This window comes from Rhizobium leguminosarum, assembly GCF_010668065.1.
Taxonomy (GTDB): domain Bacteria; phylum Pseudomonadota; class Alphaproteobacteria; order Rhizobiales; family Rhizobiaceae; genus Rhizobium; species Rhizobium leguminosarum_S.
Map to the genome: position 1 here is coordinate 285,677 of NZ_WUEN01000006.1, position 21,419 is coordinate 307,095.

General features: G+C 57.6%; 21 protein-coding genes and 2 pseudogenes. 10 read left to right on the forward strand and 13 right to left on the reverse strand.

The features are described 5' to 3' along the window. Nucleotides 1–18: 18 nt before the first annotated feature. On the forward strand, nt 19–1,383 hold the full coding sequence (locus GR198_RS19395) for a class-II fumarase/aspartase family protein (RefSeq protein WP_164069410.1): 1,365 nt from the start codon (nt 19–21) through the stop codon (nt 1,381–1,383). Between the two features lie 95 nt (nt 1,384–1,478). Then, nucleotides 1,479–2,234, forward strand: a complete 756-nt coding sequence (locus GR198_RS19400) for an SDR family NAD(P)-dependent oxidoreductase (protein WP_164023898.1) — start codon at nt 1,479–1,481, stop codon at nt 2,232–2,234. 166 nt (nt 2,235–2,400) lie between these two features. On the opposite strand, the gene GR198_RS19405 is transcribed toward GR198_RS19400, so the two are convergent. From GR198_RS19405 to GR198_RS19415, 3 genes are all read right to left on the reverse strand, one after another. Beyond that, nucleotides 2,401–2,778 (reverse strand): LysE family translocator, encoded by a 378-nt coding sequence (locus GR198_RS19405; RefSeq protein WP_164069411.1) that lies wholly within the window; start codon nt 2,776–2,778, stop codon nt 2,401–2,403. A 56-nt stretch (nt 2,779–2,834) separates the two neighbouring features. Beyond that, nucleotides 2,835–3,419, reverse strand: a complete 585-nt coding sequence (locus tag GR198_RS19410; RefSeq protein WP_164069412.1) for a flavodoxin family protein — start codon at nt 3,417–3,419, stop codon at nt 2,835–2,837. 101 nt (nt 3,420–3,520) lie between these two features. Next, nucleotides 3,521–3,871 carry a DoxX family protein gene (locus GR198_RS19415; RefSeq protein ID WP_164023896.1) on the reverse strand — a complete coding sequence of 117 codons (351 nt, stop codon included), beginning with the start codon at nt 3,869–3,871 and terminating at the stop codon, nt 3,521–3,523. Nucleotides 3,872–4,009: 138 nt separating this feature from the next. On the opposite strand from GR198_RS19415, the gene GR198_RS19420 reads away from it, so the two are divergent. Then, nucleotides 4,010–4,582, forward strand: a complete 573-nt coding sequence (locus tag GR198_RS19420; RefSeq protein ID WP_164069413.1) for a TetR/AcrR family transcriptional regulator — start codon at nt 4,010–4,012, stop codon at nt 4,580–4,582. A 122-nt stretch (nt 4,583–4,704) separates the two neighbouring features. Beyond that, nucleotides 4,705–5,172, forward strand: a pseudogene (locus GR198_RS19425) (oxidoreductase); the annotation flags it as partial. 19 nt (nt 5,173–5,191) lie between these two features. Here GR198_RS19425 and GR198_RS19430 read toward each other — a convergent pair. Beyond that, complete coding sequence (locus GR198_RS19430; protein WP_164069414.1) at nt 5,192–5,659, reverse strand: MarR family winged helix-turn-helix transcriptional regulator; 468 nt, start codon at nt 5,657–5,659, stop codon at nt 5,192–5,194. Between the two features lie 142 nt (nt 5,660–5,801). On the opposite strand from GR198_RS19430, the gene GR198_RS19435 reads away from it, so the two are divergent. The 4 genes from GR198_RS19435 (at nt 5,802) to GR198_RS19450 (ending at nt 8,874) form a co-directional block, all read left to right on the forward strand. Continuing rightward, the gene (locus tag GR198_RS19435; protein ID WP_130788578.1) at nt 5,802–6,593 is read left to right on the forward strand and encodes an alpha/beta fold hydrolase; all 792 of its coding nucleotides are present in this window, start codon (nt 5,802–5,804) and stop codon (nt 6,591–6,593) included. A 171-nt stretch (nt 6,594–6,764) separates the two neighbouring features. Beyond that, nucleotides 6,765–6,947 (forward strand): hypothetical protein, encoded by a 183-nt coding sequence (locus tag GR198_RS35915; RefSeq protein WP_164023864.1) that lies wholly within the window; start codon nt 6,765–6,767, stop codon nt 6,945–6,947. A 640-nt stretch (nt 6,948–7,587) separates the two neighbouring features. Then, nucleotides 7,588–8,544: a VOC family protein gene (locus GR198_RS19445; RefSeq protein WP_130788580.1), complete on the forward strand. Its 957-nt coding sequence runs from the start codon at nt 7,588–7,590 to the stop codon at nt 8,542–8,544. A gap of 66 nt (nt 8,545–8,610) precedes the next feature. Further along, complete coding sequence (locus tag GR198_RS19450; RefSeq protein ID WP_130788581.1) at nt 8,611–8,874, forward strand: hypothetical protein; 264 nt, start codon at nt 8,611–8,613, stop codon at nt 8,872–8,874. 277 nt (nt 8,875–9,151) lie between these two features. Here the strand turns inward: GR198_RS19450 and GR198_RS19455 are convergent. From GR198_RS19455 to GR198_RS19500, 9 genes and pseudogenes are all read right to left on the reverse strand, one after another. Continuing rightward, nucleotides 9,152–9,763: pseudogene (locus GR198_RS19455) on the reverse strand (LysR substrate-binding domain-containing protein); the annotation flags it as partial. Between the two features lie 194 nt (nt 9,764–9,957). Then, nucleotides 9,958–10,332, reverse strand: a complete 375-nt coding sequence (locus GR198_RS19460) for a molybdopterin-dependent oxidoreductase (protein ID WP_164069415.1) — start codon at nt 10,330–10,332, stop codon at nt 9,958–9,960. A 254-nt stretch (nt 10,333–10,586) separates the two neighbouring features. Continuing rightward, a complete protein-coding gene (locus GR198_RS19465; protein WP_164069416.1) occupies nt 10,587–11,747 on the reverse strand; it encodes a M20 aminoacylase family protein in 1,161 nt (386 codons plus the stop codon). Between the two features lie 954 nt (nt 11,748–12,701). Beyond that, entirely contained in the window at nt 12,702–13,049 is a 348-nt protein-coding gene (locus GR198_RS19470) for a DUF1127 domain-containing protein (RefSeq protein WP_164069417.1), read from the reverse strand. A 468-nt stretch (nt 13,050–13,517) separates the two neighbouring features. Continuing rightward, nucleotides 13,518–13,703 (reverse strand): tautomerase family protein, encoded by a 186-nt coding sequence (locus GR198_RS19475; RefSeq protein WP_409514056.1) that lies wholly within the window; start codon nt 13,701–13,703, stop codon nt 13,518–13,520. Between the two features lie 261 nt (nt 13,704–13,964). After that, complete coding sequence (locus GR198_RS19485) at nt 13,965–15,140, reverse strand: cytochrome P450 (RefSeq protein WP_164069418.1); 1,176 nt, start codon at nt 15,138–15,140, stop codon at nt 13,965–13,967. Nucleotides 15,141–15,658: 518 nt separating this feature from the next. Beyond that, nucleotides 15,659–16,762, reverse strand: a complete 1,104-nt coding sequence (locus tag GR198_RS19490) for a helix-turn-helix domain-containing protein (RefSeq protein WP_130788586.1) — start codon at nt 16,760–16,762, stop codon at nt 15,659–15,661. 728 nt (nt 16,763–17,490) lie between these two features. Then, a complete protein-coding gene (locus GR198_RS19495; RefSeq protein ID WP_164069419.1) occupies nt 17,491–18,189 on the reverse strand; it encodes a fumarylacetoacetate hydrolase family protein in 699 nt (232 codons plus the stop codon). 514 nt (nt 18,190–18,703) lie between these two features. Beyond that, on the reverse strand, nt 18,704–19,456 hold the full coding sequence (locus GR198_RS19500; protein ID WP_164069420.1) for an alpha/beta fold hydrolase: 753 nt from the start codon (nt 19,454–19,456) through the stop codon (nt 18,704–18,706). 618 nt (nt 19,457–20,074) lie between these two features. Here GR198_RS19500 and GR198_RS19505 point away from each other — a divergent pair. Continuing rightward, nucleotides 20,075–20,935, forward strand: coding sequence for an extradiol ring-cleavage dioxygenase (locus GR198_RS19505; RefSeq protein ID WP_164069421.1), 861 nt, complete (start codon nt 20,075–20,077; stop codon nt 20,933–20,935). Continuing rightward, nucleotides 20,932–21,303, forward strand: a complete 372-nt coding sequence (locus tag GR198_RS19510) for a hypothetical protein (RefSeq protein ID WP_130788590.1) — start codon at nt 20,932–20,934, stop codon at nt 21,301–21,303. Before GR198_RS19505 ends, GR198_RS19510 begins: the two co-directional genes overlap by 4 nt. The last annotated feature ends 116 nt before the right edge of the window (nt 21,304–21,419 follow it).

A 21,419-nucleotide genomic window follows, 5' to 3' on the forward strand; every position in this document is an offset into this window, starting at 1 on the left:
CACCAACCGGAGACCGCCATGAGCAGTCTTTCCCTCATCGACTCCCCTGTGTTCGGCGGCAGCTTTGTCGATGCCGACATGCGTGCGCTGTTCGATAGCGACGCCTTCGTCAGCCGCTGCGTCGAAACCGAAGTTGCCCTTGCAAAGGCACAGGCCCGCCTCGGCATAGTCTCGAAAGCTGCGGCTCAGACGATCGCTGTTGCGGCTCGGACGATCCGTTTCGACCAGTCCCGCCTCATGCGCGAGACCGAGCTTGTCGGCTATCCGATCTTGCCGATCGTCGAACAACTCGCCGACGCTTGCGGCGAGGCGGGGCGCTACCTCCACTGGGGCGCGACGACCCAGGATATCATGGACACGGCAACCGTCCTCCAGATCCGCGCGGCGCTTGTCCTGATCGAGCGGCGGCTTGTGGACACCATTGATGCATTACACAGCCTTGCAGCTGAGCATCGGGATACGCCTATGGCCGGACGCACTCATTTGCAACATGCACTGCCGATCACATTCGGCTACAAGGCAGCCGTCTGGCTAAGCGCGCTCGAACGGCATCACGAACGTCTGGCGCAGTTGCGCCCGCGCGTCCTCATCGTGCAGTTCTCCGGCGCGTCGGGAACACTTGCCTCGCTTGGCGAAGAGGGCCTTGCGGTCCAGGCAGAGCTGGCAAAAATCCTTGGTCTCGCAGCGCCAACGATCACCTGGCATTCGGCGCGTGACGGCATGGCGGAGGCCGTGCAGCTGTTGGCGCTTGTCTGCGGCAGCCTTGCCAAGATCGCCTTCGACGTCTCGGTCATGATGACCACGGAGCTGGGCGAGGTGTCGGAGCCCTATACGCGTCATCGCGGCGCCTCCAGTACCATGCCGCAGAAGCGAAATCCGGTCTCCTGCGAGTTGATCATTGCCGCTGCCAAGATGGTCAGACAGCATGCGGGCCTGATGCTCGACGCGATGGTTCATGACTTCGAGCGCGCCACCGGCGCATGGCACGTCGAATGGGCGGCGATCCCGGAGAGCTTCGGGCTGACCTCCGGTGCACTCGTCCAGGCCAGCTTCATGCTTTCAGGTCTTGTCGTCCATCCGGACAGGATGCTGAAAAACCTTGGGTTATCCAGAGGTCTGATCGTCGCCGAAGCGGTCATGATGGCGCTCGCTCCCTTCACCGGTCGCCAGACGGCCCATGATCTCGTTTATGCCGCCTGCCGCCACGCGGTGGAAACGGAAAGGTCGCTCTTTGATGTGCTGGTGGAGGTACAGGACGTGGTGGTCCCGCTTGGACGCGAGCGTCTCCGGTCACTCACCGATCCCGCCAATTACCTGGGTTCTGCATCGCGGATGGTCGATCAGATCCTCAAGACCCGATTCCGAGGCGTCTTGGAGAATTAGGCAAGCCTTGCCGAGGATCCGGCAACAGCACGGTCGCGACAAATGCCATAACGTCTCTGTCACCAACTCATTCCCCAGAACACAGGAGATTAGATATGAACACAATTTCCATCGTCACAGGCGGGAGCCGCGGGCTCGGCCGCAACACCGCAATCAGCATTGCCCGCCATGGCGGCGATGTCATCGTCACCTACCGAAATGGCGCCGAACAGGCAAAGGCCGTCGTAGCCGAGATTGAGGCTCTTGGTCGCAAGGCGGTGGCCCTGCAGCTCGACGTGACGGATGTTTCCTCGTTCGAGGCATTTGCCGGTGCTGTCGGGCAGGCCCTGTCGGCAACGTGGAACCGCAATACGTTCGACCATCTGGTGAACAATGCGGGCCAGGGCGAGATGGCGAGCTTCGCTGAAACAACCGAAGCGCAGTTCGATGCACTCTTCAACACCCATGTGAAGGGTGTGTTCTTCCTGACGCAGATGCTCCTGCCGCTGCTTAGCGACGGCGGACGCATCGTCAATTTCTCATCGGGCCTGACGCGCGTCTCGGCTGCTGGCTTCTCGGCATACTCCGCCGCCAAGGGCGCCGTCGAGATCCTGACCCTCTATATGGCGAAGGAGCTGGCAGGGCGCGGCATTACCGCCAATACGGTGGCGCCGGGCGCCATCGAGACCGACTTCCTCGGCGGCGCGGTGCGCGACATGCCGGACCTCAACCAGCATTTCGCCGCAATGACCGCTCTGGGGCGGGTCGGTGTTCCCGACGATATCGGGCCGATGGTCGCCAGCCTTCTCGGTCCAGATAACCGCTGGATCACCGCGCAGCGCATCGAAGTCTCCGGCGGGCAGGTGATCTGACCGCGATAGGGCAGGTCGTCGTTTAAACAGCGCCCTCCTCGTGTATTGATCGGGCCTACCCTATCGAAGGCAGATCACGGACAAGCGGCGCCCGATCACTCGACCCATACTTGGACGGGCGCTCACAGATTTGGACACTCGGCGAGCAGTCAGAGCACCTTTTGCGTTAGCGCGTTCGGCGAGACAGAAGCTTTTCTGAAATCAGTTTCAGGCCGAATACAGTGAGGGCGGTATCGACCGCTCTTTCAATACAATGGCCGGCGCGATCGTATGCGGCACGAGCCGGCGGGGTAGAGAAGAGCAGGATAACGAGTCCATACCAATCGATCTCAAGTAGGAAGCCACCCAGCAGCACCGCAAGTTTTGTCCAGAGCGGTGCTTCTACGGGCATGGTGACGGCGTAAAGACTCAAGAAGAAAGTGATGACTTTCGGCTTGGAAAGATTGACAATGATTTCCATCCGGAAGCCACGTCCCGCTGTCTCTTGTGTCCGGGCGCTTCGTTCCACCAACCGCTTAGTCTTGGCCTCCAGCCAGGTCTTCACCCTCGTCTCGCTCCTGCCAGAGGTCATCCACATCAGTGGCGGGTCGACAATCCTTGTTATTGGCCCTGCGTTGATTTGTACTGCCGAGCGACGCTCATGACCCGGACCCCGTAAAGACGCGCTGTTTCGAGGTCGCCCACAGACATTTCATTCGGGGCTGCATCAGCGTCGGATTGCGCCATCGGCCCGATATATGATCCCATGCGGTTCGCATCGTCGCGCTTGGACGCTTTCACGTTCGATGGCTTGATGCCCAAGCTCACCCATAGGCCACCATGCTGCCCGGAAAGAAGGACAAAGTATTGCAGCGTGTTTAGCTTATCGCCATTGAGGCTGGCGCTGTTGGTGAAGCCGCCAAAGACCTTGTCTTGCCACTTCGCGGAAAACCACGGCTTTGAGGATGCATCAGCAAATTTCTTAAATTGCCAGCTAGGTCCGCCCATGTAAGTAGGCGAGCCGAAGATGATGGCGTCGGCGGTGTCCAATGCCGCCCAGCCGTCGTCGGAAAGGTTGCCCTCGGCGTCAATTGCAAGGAGGGTCGCGCCAGCACCATCCGCGACGGCCTGCGCCATGCGTTGAGTATGGCCGTAGCCGGAATGGTAGACGATGACAGTGCTTGGGACGGAATTCGATGTGGTCATGGTTGGTTCCTTAAGTCGTGGTTGTACACCTCGCCGATAAAATTCAGCGCGGTTCGGATTTGTTGGTTGTGATGATTGAAGCTGGCCGTTCCGGGCCGGTGCTATGATGTGAACTGGATGAACGCTGCGGTGATCAGAAGCAGCAGGAACACCGTTGGTGGCGGGACACGGCGGTAATCGCCGGCCCGAATGACAGCGATAATTGCGGCGACCATGATGCAGGATCCAAGCGCCACGCCGATTGCGAAGGTTGGCCGCAAGACCAGCAAAACGGCCGTCAGGAATTCCAAGATGGCGGTGATCCGACACCACCACCACGGAAATCCGTAACGAACGAACTCTTCCCTCACCGTCTTGCGGCCGGACGCGTTGATGACAGCACCCAGAAGAAATGCGGCGGCGGCCAGGAGCGTCGCAACATTGCTTACTGACAGCGATATGAAGTTGAACATTGAACAATCCTAACGGTGACACCCGCCAGTATGGCGATGTCAGTAGCATCATAAGTAAATGTAGCAATGCTAGTTTGTCAACCGTTGCCTTAGATGTTTTATGCAGCTATGAAGCTTCGGAACGGACGAAGGTAGGTTATGGGCATTAGTGAACGCAAAGAGCGGGAGAAAGCGGAGCGAGAGCAGCGGATCATCGGCGCGGCAAGAATGCTTGCCGAAAAGGATGGTTGGGCCTCGGTGACAGTTCGTCGCCTTGCTCAGGAGATCGAATACAGTCAGCCCGTCCTGTACGCCCATTTCGAAAACCGCGACGCAATTGTCGGGGCGGTCGCTCTGGAAGGGTTTGGAGAGCTCGCGCCGGCGCTGCGGGCATCGGTCCGCCGTGGCGCAAGTCCCGCGGAAGCAATGGAAGACGTTGCTATGGCATACTTGGGGTTCGCCTTTGAGCGGCCAGCTTTGTACGAAGCGATGTTCGTCCTTCCGAGTGGTCTGCGGTTTGCAAAGTCCGATACACCTCAGTCCTTGCGCGATACCTTCGGGGCCATGATGGCGGTCGTCGAGCCGTTTTGCGCCAACGCTGAAGTCGCGACCGAAGCGTTCTGGGCTACCCTTCATGGCTTGGCGGAACTTGAGCGCTATGGTCGGATCAGGTCGGCGTTCCGCAAAGAGCGATTGACTCATATCATTGATATGATTGCGCGTAGGAGTTGATATACGAATACGAGAGACGTTTCAGCACACGCATCCCGACTTAAGGTCATTTGCGGGGTTTGCTGCGCTTGACCATTGCTCCGCTCTGCTTTGATCCTTAGCTTCTATATCGAAGATCACCACTGAACCTGAACCTTCTGGCCACGGTCCGCCTTGATCGTCTCCTGATCCCGCAGATGATCGCACGGGGTAGCGGCGCGGTGGTGCACGTCACTTCCATTCAGTCCGTCCTTCCCCTGCCAGGGGCGACCACCGCCTACGCCTCCGCCAAGGCCGCGCTTAAGACTTACAGCAAGTCCATCTCCAAGGAGCTTGGGCCGAAAGGCGTACGGGTCAATGTCGTTTCCCCCGGCTGGATCATGACAGAGTCATCCCAGGACTTGCTGAAGCGTCTGCAGCAGGCCGCCAATGGCGGTACGATCGAGGAGGCGCGGCAAGTCGTTCTTGACAGCCTGGGCGGTATCCCGATTGGGCGTCCAGCCGAGCCACATGAGGTTGCCGACCTCATCGCCTACCTGGCCTCGGATCGCGCTGCCGCGATACACGGCGCCGAGTTCGTCATCGACGGCGGCACTGTTCCGACGGTCTGATATCACGGCACCATTTTGATCAGGCGGGCGCTTCCCACCCGCCGATCTGGGAATAAATGGCATTGCGAAGATGGCGGACGTCACTGTTCAGGGTGGCCAATGCCTGCGGCGTCTGGGTCGAGGCTGCAAGCAAGGTATCGCTGAGACAGCGTGCCTTGTGCTGCAGGGCACGTCCTTTGTCAGTCAACCCGATAACCACCTGCCGCTCGTTGCTCAGGTTTCTGGTCCTGCGCAGCAGGCCAGATGTCTCGAGCCGCTTTAGCAACGGCGTCAGCGTGCTGGATTCCAAGGCAAGGGCGTTGGCGATGGCGCCGACCGTTTGTCCGTCGCTACTCCATAACACGTTGAGCACGAGATACTGCGGGTAGGTCAGACCCAACTCGTCGAGAAGAGGCTTGTAGGCGCGCTGGATAGCGATGCCGGCCGTATAGATTGCGTAGCACAACTGGTCGTGCAGGGGAGGTGGATCGTTATGGCGTTCGGTCATTCTGAGCTCCTGTCGAACTTCATATAGCCTATGCAATAACAAAATTAAATATCGCGATAAGAATTATCTTGACGTAAAATCTGAACTCTGACAATTTATAGATATCGCGATAATAGTTATCGCAACTTCAGGAGAGACGGCCATGACACGCAAGACCACGACCACAGTTGCTGCCATTGCAGCTGCCGCAGCATTGTCTGCCGCAATTGCGACAAGTGCCGCTGATCTCATTCCTCAGAACCAGTCAGTCAGAAACGTCGTACTCGTTCATGGCGCTTTCGCAGACGGCTCAGGCTGGAAGGGTGTCTACGACATCCTCACGAAGCGCGGCTATCGCGTCACCATTGTCCAAAATCCTCTGACTTCTCTTGCCGACGACGTTGCCGCCACCAAACGTGCGCTGGAGCGGCAGGACGGTCCTGTCATTCTGGTCGGGCATTCGTGGGGCGGCACTGTCATCACGGAAGCTGGTGTGGATGCAAAGGTCGCAGGGCTTGTTTATGTCTCCGCTCTCTCCCCCGATGCAGGCGAGACGACGGCTCAGCAATACGAAGGATTTGCTCCCGCATCCGAATTCGTCATCGAGACCACCAAGGATGGTTTTGGTTATGTCAGCCCGGAAAAGTTCAAGGCCGGTTTCGCTCACGATGTCAGTGACGCCGATGTTGCGTTCATGAGGGACGCGCAGGTGCCGATCAACATGTCGGCGTTCGGCACGAAACTTGAAAACGCTGCCTGGCGCACCAAGCCGAGCTGGGCAGTCATCGCGACTGAAGACAAGGCATTCGACCAGGCAATGCTGATCCACATGGCAGAGCGCATCAAAGCGAAGGTCACCAAAGTGTCGGCAAGCCACGCCCTGTTCATGACGCAGCCAAAAGTCGTCGCAGACACGATCGATGAGGCCGCGAAGGCCGCATCGGCGAAGAAGTAGTGGCAGACCCAGCGCGGTCATCGGGACAGTCCCAACTGTCCCGATGACACGAACCGCTCCGTCGGGGAGGGCCGGCCTACGTTGCGAGCCACAGGCGCCCCAGCCAGTCGCAGAGTCTATGTGGCGTGCGGCATCCACAGGTCCGAGAAGACCGATCCCGACCAGTTCGACATGGCACTGGAAGACCTGGAAACGGCCATTGCAGCCATCAATGCCGAGGACGAAGCTGATGCTCCCTTGGGCAATCGGGTTGCCCGTCGAAGAGGTCATCGAACCGGACGCCTCTGGTATCTTCAAATCATCGAAGCAATGCACATTCTCCCGCAGAGCTTCGTGTTTCAGGCGACCTCGTGAACACCCAACCGAGCATTCCTCGCGCAAAAGAATTGAACCCGGCGATAAAGAGACGAAAGATTGGGGCCACGCGCCTTTCCTTGAAGAGGCGGACCGCTTCAATCATGACCTCAGCGATTTCGCGGATTTTGTAAGCCAGGCAAAGTAATTCATTGGTCACGCCTGATCCTGTGATCGAGTGGGCGGCTTACGGGCGTCGCAACGAAATTCTTGCGACGCCGAAGCTATCGCGCCTTGTTTGGACAAATGCGCCCAATCGTTAGGATCGGACGACTGCTACGTCTGACGTGCTGATAGCAGCGACAAGGCGTTCGGTCATTGTCGCAACGAAGCGTTGCAATACTGCAGTAAATCGCTTCGATGCCATCTTCTTAACCCCAGTGTGGCGACTTGCCGCCGCCCCGTTTCCAGACCTCCTATAACACAGGAACTCTTGCGGCATTCGACTTCCGGCAAACTGGTAGTCGAGGCCGCATAGGGACGGGAACAAGTCCAGGTTCCGTTAAGTCTGAAATCATCTCTTGCTGTATGAGACATGCAAATGAAATCACGCCCGACGAAAAAGGAAACGGGAGGAACCAGCGAAGCATTCGATCGCGGTTGGCACTCCCGTCCGCTTAAGACGTAGGGAAAGAGAAAAGTGTCATTCATCTCGGGTTACCATCACCTCACGCTGAGCACCGACGGTGCGCAGGAAGACTATGATTTTTACACCAAGACGCTCGGCCTGCACTCGATCAAGCGTACCGTGCTCTTCGACGGCGTGATCCCGGTCTATCATCTCTATTATGGCGCCAAGAACGGCGACCCTTCGACCGTTGTCACGACCTTCCCCTTCAAGAAGCCTGGCATCTATGGCAAGCGCGGCACCAACCAGTCGAAGATCATCCAGCTTTCTATTCCTGTCGGATCCGCCGACTACTGGATCGACCGGCTGAACGAGCGCGGCATGTCGGCCGAGAAGACGAGCCGCTTTGGCATCACGCGCGTTGCGCTCACCCACCCTTGCGGAATCGAACACGAACTTGCCGAGAGCCCGGCCGACAGCCGCACGCCGATTGCCAATGAAGCTCAAGGTATCGGCCCGGCGCATGGCATACGCGGAATTTATGGTGCGGCCGTCGCCGTCTTCGACCGGACCTCCATGGACGACTTCCTGACGGTGGCGATGGGTATGAAGAAAGAGGCCGACAGCGACGAGGGCCTGATGTTCTCGGTGCCGAATGATGGCGGACCGTCCAGCATGGTCGAGGTCCTGCATCAGCCGACCGGGCCGCAGGGCACCTGGACGCTGTCCGGCGGGACGATCCACCATCTCGCGCTCAACACGGGCAATGAAGAGCACCAGTTCAAGCTAAAGGCCCATCTCGAGGGGCTCGGGTTCACCGACGTGTCCGACCAGAAGGATCGCAACTATTTCAAGTCCTGCTATGTGCGTTCGCCCGGCGGCGCGCTGTTTGAGTTCGCCTGGTCGGTCGAGGGCGGCTGGGCCAAGGACGAGCCGGCCGATGCAATCGGCTCGACGCTGGTCTTTCCGCCCTGGTTTGGAGATCGCCGCGAAGAGATGATCGCCGGCCTCGAACCCATCACGTTCTAACGCCGGAGCGAGCATGGCCAATATGCCACTCGCGCACCAGACCGCCCTATTCCCGCAGGAGGTCTGGTGGCAGTCGACAAAATCGCGCCCGTCATTCGGGCTTTTACAGCCAGGATAGGAAATTTCATGACCCTACGATGGATCGCGACGCTGGCGCTTGCTTTGTCCTTTGCGCAAGGATGCTCATCATACAACAATAAAACCGCACAACAGGTGCCGGGCCAAACGTTCATGACCAAGACCGACTGCGTGCGTACCGAAAGAGCCGACGCATTCGATTCCCGCTGCGATATTCCTCTTCTGGGATTCAGTGGTTTCAGCGGGCCTTAAACCGACTCAAGACCCTACGAGCTCAGTGACGCTGGGAATGATTGTAACCTGCGCTGCAGTCGGTGCGGATTTGGCCGCATTGGGCCTGACTTTAGTGAGCTCGGGACCGAATTTACTGCATTATGTTTCTAAGTACCAATAGCGTGCAGTGGAAACAAAACTCTACGTGTGTTGAATTACAAGATAACTCGCCGGACAATTCAGTCAAAAGTGGATGGATCAACCCATGCACATTGGCAATCGCTGGTTCGATTCCCGTCAAGGCGAGGCAGTGGGTTTAACGGGCATATCGTGAGGGGTTCACCCGGCTGCCGGCCAAGGACGCTCTGACCCCGGCCGAGAGGTTTCGGCGCCCGGGATAATATAGGCAAAGTCCCGGATACGGCGGCGTCCAGTCTTCCAGAACACGAATAACCCGCCCCGCCTCTATGTCCGAGAGAATGTCCTGTTCAAAGAGGTAGCCCACGCCGGCGCTTTCGAGCACGGCAGTCCGCGTAAGGCTGGCCTCATCGAGTGCGATTGGCCCCCGCACGTCTATCTGCACCGGCTCGCCGTCTTTTTCGAACCGCCATCGAAACAAGGAGCCGTCTGGTAGGCGAACACGAACGCAACTGTGATTAAGAAGATCGGGAGGCACCACGGGCCTACCATGTTTCTCAAAATACTCGGTAGACCCAACCACTGCGTGTCGCTAAGGCCTGCCGAGCGAAACTGCAATCATATCGCTGGGAACGAGGCCTTCGACCCTGATGCCCAGATCGAACCCGTCCTTGACGATATCGACCATTTTGCCCTCGGTAACGATATCGACATTCATGTCAGGGTAGCGGCGCAGGAACTCCAGCACGAGCGGTGAGATGATGGCGCGTGCCGCAAACGGCGCTGCGTTATTGACAAAGGCTGGACTTATTGAGACCGACCAGCCTCAGCGGCCTGGGGACGCGGTGCGGGCCGAGTATAGCCAAAGACCCAGTCCGACGGCGCCGCAATATTTGCAGGCTTGTCACGATGATGAAAACGTCGCTGAAAAATCACCGCAGACGCCGCGGTCGCGTTCCAGCCGTGAGACCGAACGCCGGCTGCTTATGGAAGAGCCTTGCGAACGGTTATGCGATTGAGCTGCTTTACCCATCGCGACCGGCGAGCGTCATCCGGAGAAATTACCTGAAGGGGGCCGTCTGAAGCCGCCAGCGGTTTACCGTCCACCTCGTCGGCAACAATGAATCGTCCGGTGTCAAACTCGGGCAGCGAAAAGACTGCGCCAAAGCCATCCGCTCCCAACGCCACAATGAATTTATCGATATCATTGCCCCTCAACTGAGCCTTTATTGGAACGTTAGCTAACGCCAGAATCCTACCCAGTTCCACGCCGGAATATTTGTAGATTGTCCCATCCTGTCCCTTCACTTCGAGGTCGACATGCGGAAGGTTCTTGAACTGGGCGTCGGTGATTTCCATGGGAGGCTTGACTTCCCCGTCGAGTACCAGTGTGCCGGCCATTCCTGCTGTGGCGGTGAAACACCACAGTATTCCCGCAAACAAACGAAGTCGCATTCCTGTCATGTCACCCCCTACTCATTCGCTACGAACTACGTCAACCTCACCCAGCATTGCGACTGCCCCGACGCGAACATCGGGCCATCGCGACGTTCGGTCGGCTCGACGCGCGCGCGTAACATTGCCTTCAGGCACCCGGTTCGACGGTTGCGCCGTCACGCGGCAAGTGCTGTCTCAGCCAAATTGACCCAATAGGCTATGCCGTAAGGAATGGCATCATCATTGAAATCGTAGGCTGGATTATGGAGACTTGCCGTCTCCCCGTTCCCAATGATGATGATGGATCCTGGCCGCACCTCAAGCATGAAGGCAAAGTCCTCTGCCGCCATACGTGGCTCGAGATCGCTATTTACGGCCTCCGCACCGACGATCGATCGCGCAACGGTTGCCGCAAGATCAGTTTGCGCATCGTGATTGAACGTGACCGGGTAGCCCCGACTGTGGGAGACATCCACGCTCGCACCATAAGCTACCGCGATCGAACCAATAAGATCGCCCAATCGCCGCTCGGTAAAGTCGCGCAAGTCAGGCCGCAGCGTTCGTATGGTCCCGGCCAGCCTGACTGTGCTTGGAATGACGTTATGCGTATCTCCGCCGTGGATGGAGGCAACAGTTATAACCACGGCCTGCAAAGGGTCCGTTTCACGGGACACAACAGACTGAAGTGCGATGACAATATGCGAGGCCGCGACGACGGGATCCACCGAAAGATGGGGCTGCCCGGCATGGCTCCCGCGCCCTTTCACGGTTATCTCGAAGGTGTCGGCCGAGGCCAGGATAGCGCCTTTCCTGATCGCGAATTGCCCGATCGGTATATGTGGCTCATTATGCATGCCGTAGACTTGCTCGATCTTAAACTTGTCCATCAATCCGTCATTGATCATTGCAAGCGCGCCCGCTCCTCCCTCCTCGGCTGGCTGGAAGATAACTGCCACAGTGCCCTTGAAGTTACGAGTTTCCGAAAGGTATCGCGCCGCACCCAGCAGCATCGCCATGTGGCCATCATGTCCACACGAGTGAGCTCTTCCGGCGATCTTCGAAGCCCAGGCTTTGCCGCTGGTTTCCACGATAGGAAGCGCATCCATATCCGCACGCAACCCTATCACAGGCCCGCCGCCCAGCTTGCCGCCGATGAGCCCGACCACCCCCGATTTACCGATGCCGGTTTCGACCGTATCGCATCCGAAGGCTGTAAGCTTCTCTGCAATGAAGCTCGCAGTCTCGTTAACATCATAAAGAAGCTCCGGATTCTGGTGCAGATGGCGTCTCCACTGTACGATATCGGATTGCATAAAGGTCTTCAGAACGATCGGCATTTGATGATCCAATGATTATAAGGTTGGGCTGAGGAGGTCACGGGTGGCCTTCCTACCGTTCGCCGGCGACGTTGAGGTGGGGCAATGGTTGCTTCGGAATGAGGTTGACGTCGCGACGCAACGAGTTCAGCTATCGCGCTTCTCCGCTCGGTTGTTCAAACCGCCAATCCAAAAGCATTGCGTCATAGCGGTAGCGTTTGCGTCGACGCGGCACGGTCCTGCTCGCGATGTTTCTGTCTCCTTTAAAACCGCGCACCTCCCTGGAGCGTTCGTCTGCGGGATCAGTCCCTGAAGCACACCTGTCGCCGCCTGCTGGGCTGTTCGATATGCGGATACGGTTCCTCAACGATGTCAAAACAATACGTTTTCCGTTGCTGATGTAATCCGTCTGGAAGTTTGGTTGACTGATCTGGGAAGTTAGCAGCGCGCCGCGGTCGTATTGGCGCCGCTGAGGCTCTTGCCAACAAGGAGAGGATGTCAGCGCCTCGAGCCGCTGGTGCGGTTGGGCAATTTCGGGCGGTCCGATGGCGCCGGTCGCTAACGGCCGGCGATATCAAAGGTAGACTGGAGTGGAGCCTGCGACTGGTTTCGATGGGGCCGAACCTCTTCCTCATTGTTAGGCCGTTGGTATGGTCGGTGGATTACAGTGCACGACGGGCGGATACATCGCTCGAGAAGCCGCCGATCACTCACACAGGCGGCAGCTGTCTTTTATGAGGCCCGATGCCCTTGCTTTCGTGCAGAACACATCCGACAGGCTTGTTATCTGCTTACCGGAACATTGACACGAGGTCGGACACTAATTTTTGATGGGTGTTCTGAACTTTATCAATCGCCTTTCAAGGAACCGTTTTGTCACCGACGCGGCGGGCCGGAGGGGCCGATCCGATGTTGTTTCCGCCGCGTTCGATCGCGACGGGGCGAACCTTCTAAGCATTTCTGCCGGCCGAGAAATCAGGGCATCATCGTCTTGCAAATTCTCATTTCAAAGCTGTTACAATAATCGCCGGAAACGGCACTCTGGTCGGCTTTACCTCCATTCGCCATGCCGATCGCCACAATCTTGCGATCTGAACCCGGGCGATCCAGAGCCGCGTACTTGATGTGGTGCCGCGACAGGCCAATATCCTTCAGTAAATGATCGGGCAAGGTTAGAAGGTCGGACCGAATTCTATCGTTCTCTCGCAGAAGCCTTTGTCGTCCGATATATGCACGCACATGCGCGGTTATGGTGCGCAGCAAGCCTGCCCTTTTGGTGGAACCAATGACCGATATGTTGCTCCTGGCGTGGGGTGACGTCATTTCAGTATTCCCAGGTTGATTTCGATTAATTGGCCGGCTCGCTGCCGGCGGTGGTCGCATAATCGTTGCGACCCGCACCGCGGCAATTTCAGAAACAGGGGCAAGTGTTTCAGTCGAAACGAGCCTCCTTTTCTCACTTACGCGAAGATAAATCAGTTAGAGTTTGTGCGTCGTTGAATGTGGATATGGTAAAAGGATGTAGGTGCCCATCAGAGTCGCAAGGCCTCCTCGCGGGTGGACAACTGTCAATTTGCAAGGCGGGCTAACTCGGGATTGGAGTGAACCCCTGGAGTTGAACCAGCGTGCAGCTTCAAATTACGCGGTTGCTGGAAAAATAGGTCTCAAATTTCGCTCTCAGAGCGGCCGAGTGGAGCCTGTGGACATCTTCGATGTGGGCAACCGCGTCAGCGACACCGGAAAATGTCTCGTAGCCGTAGGGGTAAATATCGTCGGCTTTCAGTGTCGTTATTAAGCTCTCCGCCAGTGCGTAATATTTCTGCTTGGCTGCCTTTTTGGGAAGCTGCTTGCGACATTCAGGCACCGGCAGGCGGCCGCCCCCCAGTTCTCCATCTCGATTCCGTCGATGACGACAAAGGTACTGTCTTGCGGCTTGCCGAGGATCCCGAAGAGCAGATCGCTGACGCTGTTGATCAAGGCGGCTTCTGTTCCGGCGTGGTGCTAGCCGCACCCACAGCCGTGCCTTCGCGCGTCACTTTGCGATTCACATAAGGCATTGACGTTCTCCTTGAAGGACGAGCGCTGTCTAGCCGGGCTCCGTACGTTTCCCTTATCGCTTCAATGTCGCGGCTGGCGTGTTGACCGCCATCGACATTCAGCGTCTCGCCCACGACGAAGCCGGCATGCTCCAGACAAAGCACGGCACAGTCATGCGGATCCCGACGCGCCGTCTGGCATCTAGCGTGGCCAGCTGACGCAGAAGCTGCTTGGAGTGCGAATGAAGAGGTGGCCGCCAAAAACTGGAAAATCTTCAAGTCGAAGTTTCGGCAGCCGCGCCGCGAAGACGGCAAGCACTTCTTCGAGCTCGGCCCGGGCGAGGTGATCGGCAACGCACCGATGCGCACCGGCGCCGAACGCAAGATGAAGCCTTGGCAGGTCGTCGCGATGAATATCGAATGTGTTCGGGCGCTTGAATATCCTTTCATCACGAAGCGCCGACATTGTGGACAGGATGACGAGGCAGTTGGCGGGCAAGGTCGTTTCCTGAAGCTCAACCGGCTCGGCCGTGGCGCGCACCAAGCCCGCGATACCCGGTTCATATCGCATGGTCTCGCTTACCGCGCTCGGGATGAGGCTCGCATCGCCACAGACCGAATTCCACTGACTGCGATGCTGCAGCAGAAGCGAGATCTGCGCCGCGAGCGAAGCACGGACAGATTCAGTACCGCCCAGGATCAGCTGGATTATCTGGACGACGGTCTCGATTGGAGCCAGACCTTCCGCCTCTCCTTGGGCCTTCACGGCGGAAAGAAAGTCCGGCGTTTCGCTCTTGGTCTTTTCACGCAACTTCCATTCGAGATAATCACGCACATATTCGGCCGCGGCCGAGGACACGGCTATGTCAGCATCCGTCGAAGCCGGAGCGAAAAATCGTCCCAGTTCCTCAACCCGGCTTACGAAACGTTCCTGTTCATTCACTTCCACACCCAGGAGACCGGCGAGCGCCAGTATCGGGATCGGGTTTGCGAACTGACTGACGAATTCTGCGCTTCCATTCTCATATACGGCATCGATCAGCTTTTCCGTCGCCGCGCGTACTTGGCTTCGCAGATCGCTGGCCAACACGGTCGCTAAACCGCGAGATATGATCGATCGGCGAGCCTGGTGCTGGGCGCCATTGGCAGTGAGCATACCAAGCCCGAAAATGTCATGAAGTACGCCCGTCACCACGCCACGCGATTCCGGCAATGCCGTCCCCGTGGCGACGACGCGTGGATCAGAACTCAGTTTCACCACATCATTGTGACGGAGAACGAATTTGCCGCCCCCTTCGTAGTCGACGCAAGGGCCTGCTGCGCGCCAGCGCTCGAAGGCAGCGTGGGGATTGGCGTTCAACTCGGCTATTGTCAGCATGACATCTCCATTCCTCTAAGCCGGCGATCATGGCCGCCATAACAAGGTTGTTGTGAAAATATCATATCTATCAAATGTATCATTTTAAAGCCCATATGAAAGCTGATGCGTTTCAGATGTAACGCTGATCGGATCTCCCGACGGTTCCGCGATGTCATTAGTTCATCGAGGAGCCACGCCTGGCTCCAAAGGAAAACCAGTGCCCCTGAAAGGCCCGGGGACTGCGTTGGAAAGCCCGGACCTTCAATCGGTCGAGCAGAGCCGTCGAGGCGTTATCCAACGTGAAGATTTTGACCGCCCCCGTCGCAACCACTCCGCGCGCGGAAATACTGCGTGGCGCAGACGTTTTAGCCGGCGCGGCCCTTCCTCTTAGCAGAGATACATAGACAATGACCGGCACGGAACGACGGGCTTGAGGAGATGAAAGGGCGTGCCGGTTTGCTCCTCATCGGGCTACGAGCTCGAACGACCTCACCCTGGTCCGGCTCACTAGGTCTTCGATCAGGTGCATTCAAGCGCTATCGTCGAGCGAAATCCACGTCCCATCCGCCGCTGGCTTTGATTTGCAGGTGGCGAAGTTGTCGTTCTTGCGAACGTGACTTGATGGTTTGCGCGGCTGCATCAGCAAGCGCCGTCAGCGCACTACGATCATCTGGGCCGAATTCACGCGCCACGCGATCAATGACGCAGATGGACCCGAGAGCAAATCCATTTTCATCACGAACGGGGGCGCCGGCATAGAAACGAAAGCAGTGTGGCGCACCGATGGTCGGATTATCCTTGAAGCGTGGATCGCTTGGAAGATCATTCAAAACCGTCAGTTCATTTGCCGCGAGAGTGTAGTTACAGAAGGACCACTCACGAGGCGTCAGCTCACCGTCATATCCAGCCCTGGCCTTAAACCATTGCTCTGTCGACGTAAGCAACGTGAACATCGCGATTGGCGCGTGAAATATCCGTATCGCCATGTCAATCAACGCATCGAAGGCCGCTTCGCGAGGCGAATAGAGCAAACCTGACGCTTTCACAGCCTTCAGGCGGTCGCCTTCATTTGCGGGGAGGGGATAGGTCAAGTTCGTGACTGCAACGGACGGCCGATGTTTCAAATGCTCGAGGATCGCCGCAATAGCGACGTCGACGGGCTGATCGATGCTCATCGCAAAGGGCTGCCTCTTGTTCGCGCTGGAAACCTCGGCGCCGACCTTGGTCCGCAACACCGTCAATGCCGACGAAAGCAGAGGGTCCTCGCAGAGCTTTTTTGCCAATCGTACACGCTCATCACCCTCGTCGTTCTCTATAACGATCAGGTCGGGCAGGGACTCGCCGATAACCACGGCTGCAGCTAGCGGATCTTCGAGGACTTTGACCATATATCCATGTCCAGACAAGGAGCGCCAGGCATTGGCATTTTCCGGACGCGCTAGCACAACCGCGACGGCACGCACATTGGTATCGGATCGTCTCGAGGCGAGCATCTCAACAATCGCAGCGCGAGGGATGCGTCGATGGCCACCAGGCGTCTTCCACGAGGGAATCTCGCCGCTTTCGACCCATAACTGGGCGGTCCGGACTGAAACGCCCAGTAATTTCGCCGTTTGGGCAGTCGTGAGGATCTCGTCCAACGCTAAATTCTCCACTTTTGGAGCAAGGGGTACACCTGCGGACAGCCTTTAGCAATTGATAAATTTGATAGTTGTAATGTATTTAGAACATCAATAGGTTCTTCACTTTCCCCGCTAGCGAAGGTTCAGGAAATGATGCCCGTCAGGAAGACGGCTGGACGCGGGAACTATTCGTCCTCCGCTCCGCCCGCCTCAAGCGCGCACTCAAAGAGGGAAGTGACCTTGCACACCGACTTGCAGAGAAGGAACCAAAGCCATCCCATCGGAGCGTTGAGCGAAGTCTAGTATGCTGCGAGTTGGCCTCCGGCCATCGAGGGACGAAGGCCGAACCAGCGCCGGTCGACACGATCTCATGGTCAGCACTAGATACGCTGCAATGTCCTACGAGCCCGGCTTGCTGCCGATCTATATACCAAGCGATCAAGATTAGAAGAAAGCAACCAAACCGCATATTGCTAGCAACGCAGTGATGCTGCTGCCTCTCGCGTGGCTTGCTCGGCAGGTCGACTTTGAGGCCAATCTATCGCCGGCCGATGCGAACTCCAATGATCAGCTCGCAAGGTCGAGCCGACGTTCGGCTGCTCGCTCTTGCCTCATGGCGACTCCACGGGCGGATAGCAGGCCTGATCCCTGCCGGCAAAGCAGCAAGCTGCGGCGGCAACTCCTTGCGGCCGGTGGGGTTTCTGCGCCTCTCGAGTCGGACACGGGTACGATCGTGTTGACCGTAGCTAATTCCCAATACGATTGGTCAACGTTCCTATGCCATTGATCTCGAGTTGAACCTCATCGCCTCGAGCGGGAAAACGCCCCATCTCGAGACCACAGCAGCCCGCAAGGGTGCCGGTGGATAAGAGGTCTCCGGGATAGACAGTCTCTCCCATCGCGGCGTATGAGACGACCTCGCCAAGGCCGTGCTGGGCGTTTTCGGTGTTACCTTCGCACCAGATGTCGCCGTTGACGCGCACCTTGCCTGTCAATTGGTTGAATCGCGGCAGTATCTCGTCAGCGGTCACGACGATGGCCCCGATTGCGCCGGCAAAGGTTTTTGCCTTGACCACGCCGCCGAATGTACCGCGCCGCGTATCGTCCCATTGCACGTCACGCGCGCTCCAATCGTTGACGATACAAAAGCCGCCTATCGCCGAAAGGCCCTCGCTGGGTGTGCAATTGCGCACTTGCTTAGCGATGACTAGCCCGATCTCGAGTTCAAAATCCACGACATCCGAAAATGACGGCCATGGAAGTTCTTCCCCATCTTCCATGAGTGAACGGTGGTTGCCCATATAATATTGTGGGAAGCGGTAGTAATTGGGCCTGGGCCGCATGGGTGCTATGGGTTTTCCGGTGAGCCGCTCATAGCCCGCCGCTACGGATTTCAGCAGGGGGGATCCAAAACGTGAGACCATCCCCTTTGCTGCCGTCGTCATATGTCTCTCCCAGAGAGCGAACGATCGGAGCGATCCAGGCTTGAACGGCAAGCCACGGGGGGCATCGCTGCGCTCGCCGAGGCATTTGGCAAGCGCGTCAGGTTCCAACGATAGAAGCGCCAACAGATCGTCTGAGTGCGGGTGATCTATTAGGCGCCAAATGCAAACATGTTCATCGAAGCCGACTGCCCGACCGCCATTCAAACCAAGTTTCATCCTAGGGTCCTTCCTATGCAGTGACGGAGGCCGGTCTTCAAGTTGAAGAATAGCCAACCGCTAGCGCCTGGGGAGCTGCGCGCCAAGGGTGGGGTCGTGTTGCTCGGGGCCGATGACGCAAGGTGGGTTCCGTCACGAAAGCGGTGTGATCGGCGTCTGATCACCCGGCCCATGGATGCCAGGCGACATATGTTTGTCCCGATCAGCTGATAGCCGGGCAGGAGAAGAACTTCGTGATGCTTGCCCTGCCAAATTGTCTTCCCCGTCTTCGTGATCGTCGGGCACGGCGCGAGTGGGGTCAGTTGTGCTCGGCGCGCTCGACGTCACGAAGGAATTCGGCGACATACTGGTTAAAAACAGCGGTAACTTGCAGGAATGGCGCATGCCCGGCAAAATCGATCCGAAAGCATCTATCCCGCCATAAGTTGGCGTACGGAACGCGATCAATATAGTCGAGGTCGACAATTTGATCCGCAGCGCCATTGACAACCGCGGTCAGCGTTTTGGTCGAACCCACCACCTCGCGCTGGTTGCTCTTTTCTGCGACGCGCGCCTGGGAGAACAGCGTGGTTCGAAAATCGCCATCAGTTCTCGCTGCCGCTTGCACGAGTTCAGGCGTTGCCGAGCTGCCGAACACCCGGTCCGCAAACTGGACTGCCTGGTCTTGCGAAAAAGACGATGACGCCGCAAGTCCCTTCAGGAGGCTTCCGCGGAAACCCTCCGAGATGTCCTCGCCCACAGGCGGGGTACCTGTGATGAAGAGGCCACGGAAATTCGGTTGGCGCGATGCCATCTCAATCGCAACGTGACCGCCGAGTGACCATCCCAGCAAAACAGGATTTCGAACGTCGAGCGCTTCGAGCACCTCCATGGCGGCGTCGGCGAGACCGGGCAAGGGGTAGGTTCTTTCCTTTTCGCGCGCATCTTCTGATTGACCGTGCCCTGGCAGGTCGAAACAAATCAAACGGTGGGCCTCGCCGAGCCCTGAGTGCAATTGTCGTTCGAATACGGCGCGGCAGGATGAATTTCCGTGAATGAGGACGACGTCCAAGCCTTTTCCTCTCGTCATCTCGGTTGCGATTGCGCAATGGGACGTCTCTACTTTCCGACTAATCGTTTCGACCATTAAAATGATGCTCTCTGTGGTGTTGCTGAAGCGTCCCGGAATGGATTGCTTCCGGCTAGCGGCCCTTTTCGCCAACGCGAAAGGGGGCATATTTCAGCCTCTGTTTTTATAAGCCTTCGAACATGACTGAACGGCGCCATCTCTCGCCTGTCCCTCCATCACGCGTTCCGATTTAGAGCGAGCCAAAGCTCAGACATATGTCGGAAATTCCCGACTTTGTTACAGCCGTAACCAAAACCCGAAGAGTTCCAGGGCTTGCTCGCCGGCTGGTCCGGGGACGGGGCCGCTTCAAACGCTCGAGGTGCTTCACTGGCGGGACATGCAATGACTTTGATCGAGCAATGTCCGTGTGCCGAACCGTCACTTTCGCCTCCCGGGCCAACGACGATGAAACTATTTCATCTGCAACCCGCGGGCCTCCCGCTGAAATGGAGCCGCGCAAAACACCCGCTAGCAATGGGGTGCACAGTCGACGATGCGCCCCTTGCGGCGGATCGAACCAAACTATTGCCCTATACACACGCAAGCATTGGAGGAGAATTATTGGCAAACCTTGTCGCAGCACTCGCCTCAACCCATCACCCGTTTTACCTTAAGGCGACAACCGCCCCTCCCGGGGAACAAATGCCGCAAGCACAGATATGGAAGGAGAAGATCGAGGCATATCGCGAGACGCTCACGAAAGCGGAGCCCGATCTTCTGGTGATGGTCGGTTCCGATCATTTCCACCAGCTCTTCCTAGACAACTACCCGCAGTTTCTGATCGGCAAGGCAGCCGCATACGACGCGACATTCTATAACGAGGTGCGCGAGTTCGGCCTGCCCAAATATCTGTTGCAAGGTGACGAGAGAATGTCGGGCTTCATGCATCAGTCACTTCTCGATCAGGACTTTGATGTCGCCCTCTCGAATGAACTCAAAATCGACCACTCGATCATCTGCCCGATCATTACGCTTCGGCCAACCAACGATCTGCCTGTTGTACCGATCTACACCAACATATTCGCCCCGCCTTTGCCGTCACCTAAGCGTTTCTATGACCTGGGGCGCGCCATCCGCAAAGCTGTCATGGACTACCCGGCGGACATTCGTGTCGCCGTGATCGGGACAGGGCATCTATCCTTGGAGTTGGGTGGCCCGCGACAGTTCATGGAGACCGGCCCAGATCCCGCCTTCGATCGTCAAGCGATCGATTGGGTACGGCGTGGGGATATCGACTCGATCCTCGCGAACGTCACCCATGCCTCACTTCAAGGACATGGAAACGCGACCCACGGCTTCCTGAATTTCATTCTGATGCTTGGCGTCGCCGGTCGGCAGGTCGCCGATCATGCAGACAGCCTGGACCTCTTTCACACCATGGAGGCCTATTTCACGTGGTCCCTCGAAGGGAGCGCACTATGAGCAAATACTACGTCAACAAATTCCTCTTCATGGTTGACCGCGACCCGCAGCTGCTTCGCCGCTATGCTGATGATCCAGCCTCCCTCGTGGCTGCTTGGGAGCAGGCACTCGGCCCTGCCCTGTTGGGAAACGAGAAAGAAAACTCCAGCGTGCACAGCCTTACTGAACATGAGAGGGATGCGCTGGTACGCCACGACTACGTCGCGCTTTTCGAAATGGGAGCGCATTTCTTCCTCAACCTGACGATATTCATCGGCATTTATGATGAGCCGTACCGAGCCAAATCGGGTCCGCTGTCATTCCAACGCACATTTGCATCGGATTTGAAGGACTGGGCGGGTCGCGAGTATCCGTCAGTCGCGACTTAGCGTTAACAATTTCGTTCACTACGGAGCGTGGGTTCAGGCGCGGACAGAAGGAGGGGGCAGTTCCTCGTCGACTGGGACGTGTCCACAAACCTAGATACGAAAACCCGGTGCCTGCA